Consider the following 15,810-nt stretch of genomic DNA (forward strand, 5'->3'; position numbering starts at 1 on the left):
CGGGCGGGGTCCAGCGATCCCGCCCACTTTCATTCGGCCCGATTTTTCCGGCCAAGCAGAAAGTTCATTCTGATGTCGAATTCCCTGCCTTTTCAAGGCGTTTCCTTCTGGCGACGACCGGGGCCACGCTGGCTTTGTCTGCCTGCGGCCAACTGCCCGCATATCAGGCGCCCGAAGCCGATATGCCGGAACGCTTTGCAGCCGACTCGCCTGCCCGACGCGCCGGTGCCCAGGCTTGGTGGGCCGCGTTCCAGGACAGCAATCTGGACAGTCTTGTCGCCGCCGGACTGGCGCGCAATCTCGATGTCCTGACCGCCCTGTCGGTCATCCGAGAAGCGCAGGCCAATGCCCGGCTGGTTGGCGCGAACGACCTGCCACAAGTCGCCGCGCAGGCCGCAGCCTCGCGCGGGGATACCGCGGGCAATGGACCGATCATCGACCAAAGCTCGGGCACGCTTGGCGTTTCGTGGCTGATCGACCTTTTCGGTGCCAACCGTGCGGCGCGGCGCGGGGCCGGCGCTCGCCTTGATGCGGCCTACCTGTCGGCCGAGGTCGCGCGCCTGACCGTGGCCAGTGCCATCGCCCAGGCCTATGTCGATGCGCGATACTATCAGCAGGCGACCAGCCTGACCCGGCAAAGCCTGGAAAGCCGCCGCCGCACGCTGGAAATGACCCGGCAGCAGGATGTGCTGGGAAGCGTGTCGAGGATCGAGGTCTTGCAGGCCGAGCAGCTTGTCACCCAGGCCGAAGCCGCGTTGCCGGCTTTGGAACTGGGCTTTGACCAGTCGGTCAATCGCCTGGCCACGCTTACGGCGACATCCAGCACGGACGTTGCCGCCCGGACCCGCCGGGGCGGCAGCCAGCCACGCGCGCGGTATCGTGCCAGTGTTGGGGTGCCTGCCGACGTGGTCCGCGCACGTCCCGATGTCCGCGTGGCCGAACGTCGGCTTGCCACGGCAGTTGCCGATGTCGCACAGGCCAAGGCCGCCTTCTATCCGCAACTGACGCTAAGCGGCACTGTGACCCCCGTCGATCTGGGCCGGGCGGGCAGCCTCAAGACCTGGAGCGTCGGGCCGCAGCTTTCCGTCCCCCTGTTCAACGCCGCCAATCAGGCCAACCTGTCGGCCGCCGAGGCGCGGGCCGAACAGGCGCGCCTTGCCTGGCTCGCCGCGGTCCTGAACGCCGTCGAAGAGGTCGAGAACGCCTTAGCGGGATACAACCGCGACGCACGCGCCGTGGATGCGCAATCCCGTCTTGTCGCCAATGCCTCCGAGGCGGTGGACCTGACCCGGACCGCTTACGAACTGGGAGACGCCGCGTTCTTCCCGGTGCTGGACGCAGAGCGGACCGTTCTGGAAGCCCGCCAGCAGCTTGCCAACGCCGTACGGCAGCAGGCGCTGAACTTCATTGCGCTCAGCGTGGCGGCCTCCGGCGGGGTTGGTATCGCAAGTGCTTCCTAGCGCTTGTGGTATAGGTCATATTCTTCATATCCAAAGTGTCATCGCAAAAACCCTCCAACCTGAACCCAGCCAAATGCGGGAAGGTGAAGAAGCGGGCCCGGCATTCCACCGCGTCGGGCGTCACCCCGGCAGGCAGTTGCAGAACGTGGCTTCGGGCCAATGAAACGAACGGAAGTCAGTATGTCACCTGAAAGGCCCATTCGGCCCGCCCGTGTCCTTTCGCTCATGCTGGGCATCACCCTGGCAGGATTGGGAATTGACCTGCTGATGCACGATTCCGTGTCGGAGATCTTCAAGGAAGGGCATTCGATCGAAGCATTGTCCGTGGTCATTCTTGTCGCTGCCGCCTTTTGGTCGTTCGGCAATCGGGGCATCACAGGACGGGAATGGCATATTCCCGTCATCCTGATCCTGATGGCGCTGCGCGAACTCGACATCGACAAGCGCCTCACCTCCGAAGGAGTCCTGCAGCTTCGGCTTTACACCGGCACCGCGCCGCTGTGGGAGAAGGCAGCAGGCTTTGCGGTGGTCGTGCTGATCCTTGTCTGCCTTATCCGGCTGGCATGGCTGAACCTGCCGCAGTGGTGGCGGGGATTGCAACAGGGCGCCGGTTCGGCGTGGCTTGCGACCGGTGCGGCCCTGCTGATCGTGATCGCCAAGTCCATGGATGGGCTGGATCGCAAGCTTGCGCCTCTGGGAATGACGCTTACCACCGAGATGGTCACAATGGCAGGGCGGCTCGAGGAGATGCTGGAACTCGCCGCCTATATCATGCTGGCACAGGCGGCGGTTTACGTTGCCCGTCCGCATACTCTTGCACGGCGGCGCGACCCTGCCGCATAACTTGGGGTTGAAGCGTGGTTTCCCTTACCGCACCAAGCCCTTGGCACGCGAGTGATGTGGCGGGCGGGCTTTACTATGGCGCTGAGGCGCGTTCCGCAACAAGATCATCATGTTGGATCCGTGCAACACCGCGGATCGGCGCAAGGCGATCGTGGACCTGAATTGCTGCAGCCATGACGAGCCGAACCTGTGGATCACCGATGCGGCAGTGCTGCCCACTTCGGCGGCAGTCAACCCGACCCTGACGATTGCCCCGTTGGCCTGGAAGCCGACAACTGCCATTGCCTTCGAACTGGAACACGGGGGAAAGACCACGCGACGCCCATTCCGCAATCTGGACTTGCTTGAGGGATGGTAGGGCAATCCCGATGATGCGCTTGGCGGAAGCAGCCGGAAAGCGGGCATGGCCAAGGAACTACCGTCACCGTCTTCTGTTGTTCCCTGCAGAGCAGGATGGAATTGCCCTTCATGACCACGGATCCCGAGGCTGATACGATTGATAAGCTGATATCGTTATCAATGCTGTATCAAGCACGTCGCCTTGCCGAGAACTATGGCGGCAAAGGCCGGATGTGGCAAAATCCCTATGCCGAGTCCCGGCCCCGGGCAGCTTCGGCGATCGCCCCCGTCTGGTTCACGGCCTATCCCCCTTCCGTGATCACGCATCCCGGCCAGACCGTTCTTGGCGCGCTTGGGGATTCCCGGCTATGGTCCGCGTTGGCCTCGATGGGGATCCGGGCGATCCATACTGGCCCGACCAAGCAGGCCGGCGGCTATAAGGACGGACGATACACGCCGACGGTCGACGGAAACTTCGACCGGATCGGCTTCGGAACAGACCCGGCCTTCGGCACGACCGAGGAGTTTCAGGCGATCAGCCGAATGGCCGCTGCCCACAATGCCGTCGTGATTGACGACGTTATCCCCGCCCATACTGGCAAGGGGCCGGACTTCCGCTTGGCGGAAATGAATCACTCCCTCTATCCGGGCCTTTATCACATGGTGGAAGTTCCTGAGGAAGAGTGGGCCTTGCTCCCCGAGGTTCCCCAGGGGCGCGATTCCGTCAACCTGCCGCCTGCAATCGTCGACCATCTCAAGGAGCGCGGGTTGATCGTCGGGCAGTTGCAGCGGGTCATCTTCTTCGAACCGGGCATCAAGGAAACGGATTGGAGCGTGACCGGTCCCGTGTCAGGCATCGACGGCAAGATTCGCCGCTGGGTTTATCTTCACTATTTCAAGGAAGGGCAGCCAAGTCTCAATTGGCTCGATCCCTCATTTGCGGCACAACAGATGATCATCGGCGATGCCCTGCATTCGATCGATCATATGGGCGCGCGAGGGCTGCGGCTGGATGCGAATGGCTTTCTTGGCGTCGAGCGGCGCAGCGACGGCGCCTCTGCCTGGTCGGAAAGCCATCCGCTTTCCGTCACCGGGAACGCCTTGCTGGCCGGCACGATCAGGAAGGCTGGCGGCTTCTCGTTCCAGGAACTGAACCTCACCGTTGACGATATTGCCTTGATGTCAAAAGGCGGGGCCGATCTTTCCTATGATTTCATCACCCGGCCTGCCTATCATCATGCTCTTCTTACCGGTAATACCGAGTTCCTGCGCATGATGCTGCGCATGGTGCATGATTTCGGCATTGATCCGGCATCCTTGATCCATGCCCTCCAGAACCATGATGAACTGACCACGGAACTGGTCCACTTCTGGACCCTGCACGCAGACGATATCTTCACTTTTGCCGACAAGACATGGCAAGGGCGCACCCTGCGGATGCATTTGCGTGACGAAATCAGGGAACGCCTGACCGGCACCAACGCGCCTTACAATCTTCCCTTCGTGACGAACGGAATTGCCTGCACGACTGCCAGCGTCATAACCGCCGCGCTTGGCATCTCCGATCTGGAGAAGATCGGCGATGAAGACATCCAGCTTATCAGAAAGATTCACCTGCTGCTTGTCATGTACAACGCATTCCAGCCAGGAGTATTTGCCCTGTCCGGCTGGGATCTTGTCGGCGCGCTGCCCTTGGATGCGGCCGCCGTGCAAGACCTCATGACGGACGGCGACACGCGTTGGATCGAGCGTGGCGCATATGACCTGACGGGACAGGCTGCGGATCAGGCGTTTTCGTCAGACGGGATACCACGGACCCGTGCGCTCTACGGTTCGATCTGCGAGCAACTGGAACAGCCCGACTCGTTTGCATCGCAACTCAAGCGCCTTCTTGCGGTCCGTGAAGCCTATGGCTTGGCGGCAAGTCACCAGACGCAGATCCCAGATGTTTCCGCGGCGGGCCTGCTGGTGATGGTTCATATCTTGCCCAATGGCCGAGGGACGCAGGTGACAGCCCTGAATTTCAGCGCCGAGGCCATCAAGGAAGTCATTCACCTGACCGAAGTTCCGCCAGGTCCGGTCGTCGACATGATCGCGGAAACGGTTTTGGGGGACTTGGGAGAGGATGGATCGCTTACGATCAATCTGGATCCTTATGAGGGGCTCTCGCTACGAGTGGTCAGTACGTCACCCTTGCTCTGACCCCGGGCAAAGGGAAAAGTCTTCGCTTCAGGCCGGACGTCGCGCCGCAGCCGGATCGGAGACCACGTCCGGGCGACCAAACGACCGGCGAAGGGTCTGACGCGGCGCATAACAGTTGTCCAAAGGTCTCGCTTCAGCCATGCACCTCGCTGCCGCCGTGGTGTTCCCGGTATGAACAAGAACAGTCCCGGCCCTAGTAGAGGCCGTCGATCTCGACGGGAAGACGGCGTACCGGCTTGGGTTCAGTCAGCAGACTGCGTTGGTCGTCCGGACTGGCCTCGATGGCGCGCAGCCGTTGGAACCGGTTGCCCGACACGGCCGAAACGTCCCCGCGCGTGCGCAGGATTGTCGGCCGCAGGAAGACGAACAGGGTCTGCCGCCGCGCCGATTCCTGTGTCGATCTGAACAGGCCGCCGACCACGGGCAGCCGGCTGAGGCCCGGAACGCCGGTGCGGTTCGTCTGCCGGTCGTCCGAAATCAGCCCACCCAGCACGATGGTGCCGCCGTTGTCCGCCAGAACGGTCGTCTTGATGACCCGGGTGTTGGTGATGATGTCGGCGGCGCCCTGCACGGCGGCCTGCGACAGGGACGACACCTCTTGCGTGATGTCCAGCTGAACCACGTCGCCTTGGTTGACGCGCGGGACCACGCGCATCGTGATGCCGACGTCGCGGCGCTCGATCGTGCTCTGGGTGCTGCCTTCGCTTGTGAAAGAGCCGGTCCTGAACGGCACGTTCTGGCCCACGACGATTTCCGCCGGCTGGTTGTCCAGCGTGGTGATCGAGGGGTTGGACAGCAGGTTGGCCTTGGTGGAGGTTCCCAAAGCCTGAAGCAACAAGCCGAACTGATCCTCGCGCGACAGCCCTATGGAAAGGCCTTGCGGGGAAATCCCCGGCGCGACCGGCGCATCCAACAGGGCCAGGATGTTGCGCAAGGTTGGCCCCTGCGGCGAGAACGACGTGGCGGCAAAACCCGCAGGCGGCGCCGCCGAGCCGAAACCCAGCTGAACCCCAAGGGCTTCCGCGATGTCGCCGGACACTTCGACAATGGCGGCCTCGATCAACACCTGCGGGCGGCGCTGATCCAGTTGACCGATCAAGGCGGCCAGGTCGACCTGCACCTCTTCCCGGGCGCGCACGATGATGGCATTGGAGGCCACCACCGGCTGGATCGAGATGTTTTCCTCGGTGGGTGCGGTGAAGGATTCTATCGGCGCTGTCTCAAGCTGCCCCAAGGTGGCATCCACCACCTCACCGCTGAAGAAGTCGGGATCGGGCAATGCCTCGGTCACGGGGTTGGTGGCGATGCCGCCCGACCCCACAAGGCCTTGAAGCACCTCAGCCATCGAAGCGGCATCGGCGAAGCGCAGGTTGTAGACCCGCGTCACCGGCAGGTTCGAAGGTGCCGGCGGACCGGGGATGTCCAGGTTCGCGGCGATGTCGCGGGCTATGGCGAAGGTCTGGGGATCGGCGTTCACAAGGATCGTGTTCGACCGCGGATCGACGGTGATCCTAGGAACCAGCGCATTGCCGGGCGCGCCTTCGACCGGGGTTCCCAAGGCTCCCTTCAGGGCCTCGGCCACTTGGGTGGCGTCCGCATTGCGAAGACGGACCGAATAGACCTGCTGGCCGTTATCGACATCAAGGGTGCGGACGATGTCCTCGATCCGGCGCACGTTCTCGGCGGTGTCGGTGATGACCAGCGTATTGGTATCCACGATTGCCTCGATATAGCCGTAGCTGGCGACAAGGGGACGCAGGGCGGCCACGGCGGTGGTCGCCGGGAAGTTCCGCAGGGGAACAAGTTCGGTGATCACGTCCAGACGACCAGGATTCGGGGTTTCCTGCGGCGTGGTGCCTCCCTCGCGGATGGTGGCTTGCGGCACGATCCGCCACAGGTTGCCAGACGGCAGCGCGACATAGCCTTGGACGGCCAGGACCGACTGGAACAGTTCCCACACGCCCGAGGCTGTCAAAGGATTTGCCGATATGACGGTCACCACGCCCGAGACGTTTGGATCGAGAACCAGCGTACGGTCCGTGATTTCCGACACCTGTTCCGACAAAGAGCGGATATCGGCATCGCGCAGGTTGATGACATAGGTCGCCTCGGTATCGGGCAGCGGCGCGGTCGGCGCGGGAACCAAGGCCCCCGGCGGGACGGCGATGACCGGCGGCGTGATCGAGCCATCGGGTGCCGCCTGCTCCTCCAACGGCAGCGCTTCCTGGCCCGGTGCCACGCCGGGCACCGAGGGGGCCGCTTCTGGCGGAATGCTTTCCTGGGGAACGGGGGTGGCTGCCTCCTGCGCCAGCGCAGGATTGCCCAAGACGCACAGGGCCGTCAGGACGACGGCCGCAAACAACTTTTGGCTGGGAGTCACGCGCATTGTGATCATTGTAGAAGAAATGACATGGCAATCGCCTGCCCGTCACGCTGCAATTCGACCCGAAGCTGGCCAGAGGCCACGATGTCGTCAAAATGTTGCCTGTCGGCATCAATGTCGCCGACCTGTCGGCCATTTACCAAGCTTATCACATCGCCGGGCAGAAACCCGGCCTGAGCCAATTCTGGCCCGGGGTTGGCGCCGATCTGATACCCCCCTTGAGCGGGAGCCAGTCCAAGTTCTTCCAGAAGCCTGCCCGGATCGGCGTCCAGGGCATCCCGATACCGGGCGATCGTTTCGTCGAGGGGGCTGGCGGGGCCGGACGGTGCAACGGATCGGGGTCCGGCGGCTGGCGGTGGCAGGTTGCGAAAATTGTTTCCGGTATCAGGCGCCGCGGCCTCGGGCCGTTTCGTGAATGACAGCGTTTCGGGTTGCCCATTGACGCGCAACACGACGTGATCACCGTTCACTTCGGCCAGATCTGCGTTGGCCGTGATGCGCGCCCCGACGGGATAGCTGGCAACCGGGGTGTCCCCGCCCGAAATGATCGCCCGCGAAGCAGAGGCCGGATTGCCGATTGTCACCCCTAGCAGGACGAGGCCAAGGCTGGACTCGCCCGCTGCCTGCGGTTCGGGGCCAGGCGTGCTGTCCTGCCCAAAGGGCGCGAAGGCCAGGATAGGCTCCAGATCGGTTTGCGTGGCAGGTTCGTCCGGGGCTGCTGAAGCGGCGGGGATGATCTGCCCGCTTTCGCCTTTCACGCGCCAGATCACCGGGGCTGCGGTCCAGCCCAGGCTGACGGCGCAGAGCGCGGCACCTCCCCACAGGGCCGCCCGTCCCAGCAGGGGTGGGATACGCCTGCCCTCGAACGCCGCCACGTCGATCATTGCTCGGCGATCCGCAGGACGAAGCCTGTCAGACGTGCATAAACCTGCCCATCGGCCATGTCTGTTGCCGCAAGATCGACCTGTTCCAGGCCGGGATCGCTGGTGGGGCTGCGCGTTTCCGTCACACGAATGGAATGCCCCATCATGGATACGGGGTCCGCCTGCGGCTTGGCGCCGATGACCAGTTCGGCCAGATGGTTTTCGGCTGCCCATTGCGCCGCCGCACGGGCCTCCAGGGCGGCAATGTTGCGGATATGGGCTTGGGTTGCGCCCAGAAGGGCCATGGCCGCCATTGCCAGGACAGCCAGCGCAACCAGCGTCTCGACCAGGGTGAAGCCCGCATCGCCGCGCCTGTTCATGTCGGCCCTCGTGGGACGGCCAAGGCGCTGAAGCCGTCGAACTCGACACGCCAGGGCAAGCCAATGCCCTGGAAATCGATACGGCGGGCAAGCCCGCTGCCGCTGGCTGCAATCATCAGCGCGTCCCCTGTTCCCGAAACCGCCATGCTCAGCGGTGGGCGAAGATCGTGACGGGCCGCCAGCATGGGCACCGCAGCCGGCTGCCATTCCGCATCGCCGCCCGTCCATTGCACAAAGGCATAGCCGCGCTCATCCCACAGCAGTTGCAGGGGCATTCCCGACACAAGCGCCTCGTCAGCGGCAAGCGACAGGTGCCGCGCCAGGCGCACGGCCTCGGCTTGGGCGCGATCCCCGCGGTCGGAGCCGTTCAGGCCCATCATGGCGGCCGCCGTCGCGACTCCGATCACCGCGATGACGATGAGCGTTTCGATCAGAGTCAGCCCCGCCTGGGAGTTACGCCGCTTCCCCCAGGCAGGCCGCGCCAGTATCATCCGCTTGCGGCTGCCGAAGCGACCCCGGGGCCATAGCGGATGTCCGCATCGACCCCCTCGCCACCCGGTGCGCGGTCCGCGCCAAGCGACATCAGTTCATAAGGGCCGTTCTGTCCGGGCGACTGATATACGTAAGGGCTGCCCCAAGGGTCGGCAGGAATATCCGGCAGATACCCGCCCGGCGCCCAGTTGACCGGCAGGGGCGCCTGGTTCGGCGGCGAGGCAAGCGCGGACAACCCCTGGGATGTGGTGGGATAGGTGCGATTGTCGAGGCGATACATCTCGAGGCTTGACGCGATCGTGCGCATGTCTGCGCCCGCGACAGCGGCCCGCGCCTGGTCAGGACGTCCCATCACCTGCGGCACGACCAGCGACGCCACGATCCCGATGATGACCAGCACAACCATCATCTCGATCAGGGTGACGCCGCTTTCGGGATGGCGGCAGCTGCGCGTGCAGTCTGGCAAGGCTGCATGGTCGGGAAAGACGGACTTGCGCAGCTGTTGTACCGAAAGCATTGGCCGGACTTTCAAGCGGTTTCGGCGGGTCCAGGGTCATATTCCTTGAAACCTGGCCGGGTTTCCCCTTCTACTTCCAGAATGAAGAAAACCGCTCGTTTTAGCAAGGCTGCTGGCACGACATGAACGAGCCCGCTATCACTGCGCCACCACCATCTCGGGCCGCTACGCGAATACCGTTGATCGCTGCGCGGGCGGCACCTGTCCCAGGCGGCGGTGTGTCGGTCGTGGCCCCTGACGCGACCTATATTCCGGGCGAGGATGTGCTGCTGCTTTCGGTTGACTTGCCCGCCATGTCCCCGGCGCAGCGCCGGACAGCCATAGGCTTTGCCGTCGAAGACAGCCTGGCCCAGCCGCTGGATCAGGTTCACGTTGCGCTTGGGCCGCAGATGGCCTCGGGCTCTTGGCTGGTCGGCGTCGTCAGCCGCGACCTGTTGGGTGGGATCGCCGGGCCCCCGGGGCACCGGCTGGTGCCGGATACCCTTGTCGTGCCGGTCCCTGGGGCGGGTTGGGCAGTGCTGGGCCAGGACGAGCGCGTTCTTGTGCGGCTACCCGACGGCACTGGATTTGCCGCCGATCCCATGTCGGTTGCCCAGCTTTGGCACATGGCGGGAATGCCGCCGGTCCTGTCCTATGGCGGGCCAATGCCCCCAGGCATGATCGTCGCGGAAACGGCCCGGCTGCCCGAAGCTCCGGACAGGGTGCTGGCCCAGTTTGATCTTCGGGCCGGGTTGCAAACGGCGCAGGGGTTCCGCCTGTCCCGCCGATGGGCGATGCCCCTTGGCATCCTTGCAGCCTTTGTGCTGGGGCACCTTCTGATCGCCGCGGCAGATCTCGTGGCCCTGAACCGCATAGAGGCCGAGCGTGCCGAACAGTTGCGTGGGTTGCTGGCGGCAGCAGGCATCCCGGCAGGCAATGATCTTTCCGACGCCGTGTCGCACGCCCTGGTTGCCAAGGAGCCGCCTGCCCAGGGAACGTTCCTGGACCTTTCGACGCGGATTTTCGGGGCGATTTCGGGCTATATCGGTCAGGCTACGCTTCGCGACCTGCGATACACGGCCGCACAAGACAGCATCGTCATGACACTTGAGGCCGCCAGCCTCGAAGCATTGCAGGAAATCGAGGACACCCTGCGCTCTGCTGGTCTTTCGGTGCAGACCGGTGCCGCCACCACCAGCGAGGACAGGGCCGAGGTGCAGATGACCGTGGGCAGGACTGCGCCATGAGGGCGACGATGCACGGATATGCGGACCGTTGGCTCAAGCAATCCACCGCGCGGGAACGATGGCTGCTGATCGCGGGGGGCGCGGCAGTGCTGATCTGGATCGTCTTTGCGCTGGTCTGGCAACCCATGCAGGTACGTCGTGATGCGGTCAGCCGCCAGATAGCCCTCTACGAACGCGCCATCGGGGCGCTGCAAGCTGCGCCCGCCCCGACAGCCGCTGCCCCCGTGGATCCCAGATCCCTGAATGCGATCGTCACCGATGCCGCAGGCAGATTTGGCCTTTCGATCCGTCGCCTGGAACCCGAAGGCAACCGCATCCGGGTCACCGTAAACGACGCTGCGTTCCAGTCCCTGATCCTCTGGCTCGACGCCATGCAAAAAGATTCGGGACTGCACGCCAGCGAACTCGACATGACGCGAGGCCCCGCCCCCGGTGTCGTCAACGCCACCCTTGTGCTGGAGAGATGAGCATGTCCCGTGAGGATAGGTTGCCCTATGCATTCGCCCGCCAGCACGGCGTTCTGCTGGAATACGGGCCACAAGGTCCGGTCTGCCTGGCCCGTCCCGCCGCGCCGCTGGCCGCCCTTGCCGAGGTGCGTCGGCTGGCAGGCCAGACGGTGCGGCTGGAACAGGTTACCCAAGATATTTTCGACGCTCGTGTATCGGTTGTTTACCGCGACGATGCGGTTTTGGCGTCGGCTGCGGCGGGGGATGCGGCGGGGGATGGGGGCGGGCTTGGCTCGCTGGCGGACACGGCGGCGGTTGTGGACGATCTTCTGGACCGCTCGGGCGATGCGCCGGTGGTGCGGCTGATCAACGCCCTGCTGCTCGAGGCGATCCGCGAGCGGGCCTCCGACATCCACATCGAGACCCAGGAAAAGCGCCTGGTGGTGCGCCTGCGCATCGACGGCATCCTGCGCCCGGTGCTGGAACCCAAGCGCGCGCTCGCCCCGCTTCTGGTCAGCCGCATCAAGGTGATGGCGCGCCTCGACATCGCCGAAAAGCGCCAGCCCCAGGACGGCCGGGTGTCGCTGCGGGTGGGCCCCCACGAGGTCGACGTGCGGGTGTCCACCATCCCCTCGCAGTTCGGCGAGCGGGTGGTCTTGCGCCTTCTGGACCGCGACCAGGCCCGGCTGGGGCTGGACCGGCTGGGCATGAGCGCGCGCGACGCCGAGGTCTTCGCGCGCCTGCTGGCGCGTCCCAGCGGGATGGTGCTGGTGACGGGGCCCACAGGCTCGGGCAAGACCACCACGCTTTACGCCGCCCTCGAGCGGCTCAACGACCGGACGCGCAACATCATGACGGTCGAGGATCCGATCGAGTATTCGCTGGACGGCATCGGCCAAGTGCAGGTCAACCCGCGCACCGACCTGAGCTTTGCCCGCGGGCTGCGGGCCATCCTGCGCCAGGACCCCGACGTGATCATGGTGGGCGAGATCCGCGACCGCGACACCGCCCAGATCGCGGCCGAGGCGGCGATGACGGGCCATCTGGTGCTGTCCACGCTCCACACCACCACCGCCATCGGCGCGGTGTCGCGGCTGATCGACCTGGGGGTGGAGCGGTTCCTGCTGGCGCCCATGCTGGTGGGCCTGGTGGCCCAGCGGCTGGTGCGCAGGCTGTGCCCCCAGTGCCGGCGCCCCGAAGCGGCCAGCCCGGCCGATGCCGCCCTGCTGGACGGCCTGGCCGTGGGCGAGCGGGTGTTTCGCGCCACAGGCTGCCCGGCCTGCCAGGGCCAGGGCTACGCGGGCCGCCTGGCCCTTTACGAGGTGATCGCCGTCACCCGCGATCTCGAGGAGATGATCCACGGGGGCGCCGCCGAGGCCGATCTGGCCCGCACGGCCCGCCGCCACGGCCCAGGCCTCATGGCCGACGGGCTGCGCAACATCCAGGAAGGAAACACAACAACCGAAGACGTCGCACGCGTCTTTCACGAAACCTGAACCGTGCCGGCCGGCCGGCTGCACGCCGGCATCCAACGATCCCCCGAAGGGCATCCGAAGTTCCGTCAGTGATGTTGGTGGCGCTGCCCATCCGGGTGAGTGTGCCCGGAATGGTCGTGCTCGGAATGATCAGCATGATCATGGACCGAGGCCTCGGCCACCTCTTGCGCTTGGCCCAGCAACTCGGTCTGGCCCGACAGGTAATGGATCAGGTCTTCGACGTCGGTGTCGTTGAGCTGGAGATTCGGCATGCGAACAGCCGGAAATGCGTTATCGAGTGCCACCGCCACGGCATCTCCTTGCGCAAGCAGCCGGTTGGGCGCGAGCAGGTAGGCCTTCAGCCATTCCCTTTCTCGGCGCAATGTCACACCGGATAGATCCGGTCCGACACGTATGCCTTCACCAATGGTGTGGCATGCCGCGCAGGCGGCGAGAAACAGCCCTTCTCCATGGGTGTCCTTGATGACCAGTTGCTCCTGAGGGATAGCTGACATGGTGGCCGCCGGAGGAGGGCGCGACCACGCCGGATCCAGCGAAAGAATCTCCTCGGTCAGGACGACAAGGCTGCCCATGAGCGACGCACGGCGCCATTCTCCGGTCGCCGCATTGCCGATGACCATGTCGGAGCGATGCTGGGCCAGGCTTTCGCTGCGCTCTCCCATCTTGAAGCGGACGATGTCCACATCCTCGGGGCTGCCCGTCAGGAACATCCACCCGTCAGGCGCGTCGAAAGCATCCGCATAATCCCTGAGCCGCTGTGGCGTGTCGGTTTCGGGGTCGAGCGAGATCGAATAAATGAAGATGTCCTTGCCGATCCTTTCGCCCAGCCAATCGACAACCTGAGCCATCCGCGCGGTCGACAAGCCGCAAATGTCCGGGCATTCGGTATAGACGAAGTTCACGACCACGATCTTGTTGCGCAGAAGGTCGTCCCAGAAGCGAAGCGGCACGCCATCCTGGTTTACCAGTTCAACATTCGGAAAGTAGGACTCGTCCCATTCCGCAGTGGCAGGGCCGATTGTGGTCGCCGACAGTGCCGCGGCAGCGACCAAGGCAAGCAGGCAGCGCCGCATCTGCCCAATGTGGCCCCATACAGCGCGATATGTATTGGACATGATCTACTCTTTCGACAGGCCAGCGATGAAAACGCCGCAGGTTGTTGTCCAGTGGCAGAAAGGATCCGGATGACCACCCGAAACGGGCAGCCATCCAGGGTTCTTGTCGGGCGCCATCAAGGACACGCCCTTGCGGACCTAGATCCGGCCGCTTGGAAACGGCCTGAAGGATCTGGCGAACGGGTTTCCTTCCGGCAGGATCTCCGGCGTCACATAGGTGACCCCGTTCGGCGATGGACTAGGCGTTGGGATGACCGACCGGTGGGTCTGGGAAACCTTGTCGTTCTTCTGGTCCGTCAGGATGTCATAGCGCATCACCATCGCCCAATCCTCATGGACGGTATTGTGGCAGTGCGTCACATAGGCGCCACCGAACTCGCCAAATCTCACCTGGATCTTAAGCTTGCCGTTCACGCCAAGCCGCCAGACATCCTTGCGCGAGTTCCGTTCCAAGGCAGTCAGAGCCTTGCTGCCCCGGCTGATGGTGCGGCCTTCCTCGAAATGAAGGTGCATCGGGTGGTCCCAGCCGCCGCCGCCATTGATGATGGTCCAGTGCTCCACCTCTCCGGGACGGGGGATCAGCATCGAAATCCGGTTGGCGTTCAGGAAATGGTTCGATTCGCCATTGATCTTCAGCGTATAGCCGAACCGTTCCTTTTCGCCGCAATCGGGGAAGCACTCGCCTGTCAGCTTGTCGAGTTCTCCGTCCGCGCCCTTGAACTCGATGACACGCTCGCGCACCGGCTGCTCGATCGGGATGACATCCGTCAGCTTTGGTGGGATGACACTGCGGTCGATATCGCCCGCCTTGTGTATCTTGCCAGGCGCATCCACGCTTTCGACCTGCCCCACGACGCGGAATTGCATCACGTCCCCGATCGCGGGATCGTTGGATTTGCGCGCAAGCGTATCGGCAAGGCTAAGCTGCTCCTTGGCCCTGTTGCCGTCCTCGTGTTCCAGCATGTTCACCAGACGCAGCCGGCTTGTAATCGGAAATGCCGAGAAATCCACGATGACATCAAAACGCTCGCCAACGCTCTGCCAGTCGAGCGATGTCACGGTAACCGGCGCGGGAAGGAAGTTTCCATCCGTTGCGATCACGGTCATCGGCACGGCCTTGCCCATGCTGTTGACCAACGCGAACTTCCAGAACCGCGACATGCTGGCGGCAAGGATCCGGAACCGGTATTTCCGGGGCAGGACCTCGAAGAACGGCTTGTAGGTGAAGTTCACCAGAACCTGGTCGGCGATAAAGCCGATGGTGTTGAAGATGTCGAACTGGTATTGCCCGTCCTGATCAAGTGCGGCGTCCGACACGATCAAGTTCACATCGAAGTCGATGTTGCCCCAATCCAGCTCCGTACCGCTTGGCAATCTCAGGTTGACACCGTCGTCGATCGCCTCGTTCCCGCGATCCGGCCCGCTATAGTAATTCAGCGCGCCCAGATGTCCTTTGTAAACATTCTCGGCCGTGTAGAAGAAGCGGTGGTCATGGAACCACATCGACCCCTGCAACTCGCGATAATCGCCCGCCACATTCCAGAGACCGCCCTTGCCGTCCGGTCCAGACGCCTTGCTGTTCATCGCCGAGGTATTGGTCATGTCGGCGCGGGCCAGACAGGTTGTCCAATGATAATCATAGAACTGGCCAGGATAATGATGAGCATTCGATGCCCCGTCGCTGCCAGAACCATTATGCCCGTTATGATTGTGGGTTGCCTGGCTGTTCGATCCGAAGCCGCCATTATCCCTCGGATTCAATGGAAGCATGTTATAGCTGCGGACTATCGCAGGCTCTCCATAGCGCATCTTTATGAGCGGCGGTGGCATTGTCGATTTTCCAGTCCGCCCCTCACCAAAGCCCCAGACCTTGTTTTCCTCCTGCTCGGGGAAGTTGTCATGGAACGAGATGTTACTCTCAACCGGCGCAAGCGACATTATATACGCAACTTCATGAGAACGGCAGTGAGAAATTAGTCCACGGAAGCGGCGGCATGGAGCTGCTGCGGGCGGCGTAAAAGTCGTCCACCCTTTCCCTTTCTGCGACA

14 protein-coding genes are annotated in these 15,810 nt (G+C 63.7%); 7 read left to right on the forward strand and 7 right to left on the reverse strand.

Features of this window, described 5'->3' with window-relative positions; genetic code table 11:
* Nucleotides 1-134: 134 nt before the first annotated feature.
* The 4 genes from LZ585_RS08580 (at nt 135) to treS (ending at nt 4,844) form a co-directional block, all read left to right on the forward strand.
* Entirely contained in the window at nt 135-1,460 is a 1,326-nt protein-coding gene (locus tag LZ585_RS08580; protein ID WP_256445607.1) for an efflux transporter outer membrane subunit, read from the forward strand.
* A 225-nt stretch (nt 1,461-1,685) separates the two neighbouring features.
* Nucleotides 1,686-2,303, forward strand: a complete 618-nt coding sequence (locus LZ585_RS08585) for a hypothetical protein (RefSeq protein ID WP_234853195.1) — start codon at nt 1,686-1,688, stop codon at nt 2,301-2,303.
* Nucleotides 2,304-2,412: 109 nt separating this feature from the next.
* Nucleotides 2,413-2,661, forward strand: a complete 249-nt coding sequence (locus LZ585_RS08590; protein WP_234853196.1) for a GMC oxidoreductase — start codon at nt 2,413-2,415, stop codon at nt 2,659-2,661.
* A 110-nt stretch (nt 2,662-2,771) separates the two neighbouring features.
* Nucleotides 2,772-4,844 (forward strand): maltose alpha-D-glucosyltransferase, encoded by a 2,073-nt coding sequence (treS, locus tag LZ585_RS08595; RefSeq protein ID WP_234853197.1) that lies wholly within the window; start codon nt 2,772-2,774, stop codon nt 4,842-4,844.
* A gap of 193 nt (nt 4,845-5,037) precedes the next feature.
* Here the strand turns inward: treS and gspD are convergent, their stop codons facing one another.
* From gspD to gspG, 5 genes are read right to left on the reverse strand one after another with little or no spacing between them, the layout of a single operon-like run.
* Nucleotides 5,038-7,206 (reverse strand): type II secretion system secretin GspD, encoded by a 2,169-nt coding sequence (gspD, locus tag LZ585_RS08600; protein WP_234853198.1) that lies wholly within the window; start codon nt 7,204-7,206, stop codon nt 5,038-5,040.
* 29 nt (nt 7,207-7,235) lie between these two features.
* Nucleotides 7,236-8,111 (reverse strand): type II secretion system protein N, encoded by an 876-nt coding sequence (locus LZ585_RS08605; RefSeq protein ID WP_234853199.1) that lies wholly within the window; start codon nt 8,109-8,111, stop codon nt 7,236-7,238.
* Nucleotides 8,108-8,470 (reverse strand): type II secretion system minor pseudopilin GspI, encoded by a 363-nt coding sequence (gene gspI / locus LZ585_RS08610; protein WP_234853200.1) that lies wholly within the window; start codon nt 8,468-8,470, stop codon nt 8,108-8,110. The genes LZ585_RS08605 and gspI overlap by 4 nt, the downstream gene beginning before the upstream one ends.
* Complete coding sequence (locus tag LZ585_RS08615; RefSeq protein ID WP_234853201.1) at nt 8,467-8,961, reverse strand: pilus assembly FimT family protein; 495 nt, start codon at nt 8,959-8,961, stop codon at nt 8,467-8,469. Before LZ585_RS08615 ends, gspI begins: the two co-directional genes overlap by 4 nt.
* Nucleotides 8,958-9,479, reverse strand: coding sequence for a type II secretion system major pseudopilin GspG (gene gspG / locus LZ585_RS08620; protein WP_315857590.1), 522 nt, complete (start codon nt 9,477-9,479; stop codon nt 8,958-8,960). The genes LZ585_RS08615 and gspG overlap by 4 nt, the downstream gene beginning before the upstream one ends.
* A 218-nt stretch (nt 9,480-9,697) precedes the next feature.
* Here gspG and gspL point away from each other — a divergent pair, with 218 nt between their 5' ends.
* Genes gspL through LZ585_RS08635 form a run of 3 tightly spaced genes read left to right on the forward strand, consistent with a single transcriptional unit; the run spans nt 9,698 to nt 12,647 of the window.
* Entirely contained in the window at nt 9,698-10,705 is a 1,008-nt protein-coding gene (gspL, locus tag LZ585_RS08625; protein ID WP_234853202.1) for a type II secretion system protein GspL, read from the forward strand.
* Nucleotides 10,702-11,172, forward strand: coding sequence for a type II secretion system protein GspM (gene gspM / locus LZ585_RS08630; protein WP_234853203.1), 471 nt, complete (start codon nt 10,702-10,704; stop codon nt 11,170-11,172). The genes gspL and gspM overlap by 4 nt, the downstream gene beginning before the upstream one ends.
* A complete protein-coding gene (locus LZ585_RS08635) occupies nt 11,169-12,647 on the forward strand; it encodes a GspE/PulE family protein (RefSeq protein ID WP_234853204.1) in 1,479 nt (492 codons plus the stop codon). Before gspM ends, LZ585_RS08635 begins: the two co-directional genes overlap by 4 nt.
* Nucleotides 12,648-12,712: 65 nt before the next feature.
* Here the strand turns inward: LZ585_RS08635 and LZ585_RS08640 are convergent, their stop codons facing one another.
* Both LZ585_RS08640 and LZ585_RS08645 read right to left on the reverse strand, forming a co-directional pair.
* Nucleotides 12,713-13,762: an SCO family protein gene (locus LZ585_RS08640; RefSeq protein WP_234853205.1), complete on the reverse strand. Its 1,050-nt coding sequence runs from the start codon at nt 13,760-13,762 to the stop codon at nt 12,713-12,715.
* Nucleotides 13,763-13,900: 138 nt separating this feature from the next.
* Nucleotides 13,901-15,700: a multicopper oxidase family protein gene (locus LZ585_RS08645; RefSeq protein ID WP_234853206.1), complete on the reverse strand. Its 1,800-nt coding sequence runs from the start codon at nt 15,698-15,700 to the stop codon at nt 13,901-13,903.
* Nucleotides 15,701-15,810 lie beyond the last annotated feature (110 nt).

It is taken from the genome of Paracoccus everestensis (assembly GCF_021491915.1).
GTDB lineage: Bacteria > Pseudomonadota > Alphaproteobacteria > Rhodobacterales > Rhodobacteraceae > Paracoccus > Paracoccus everestensis.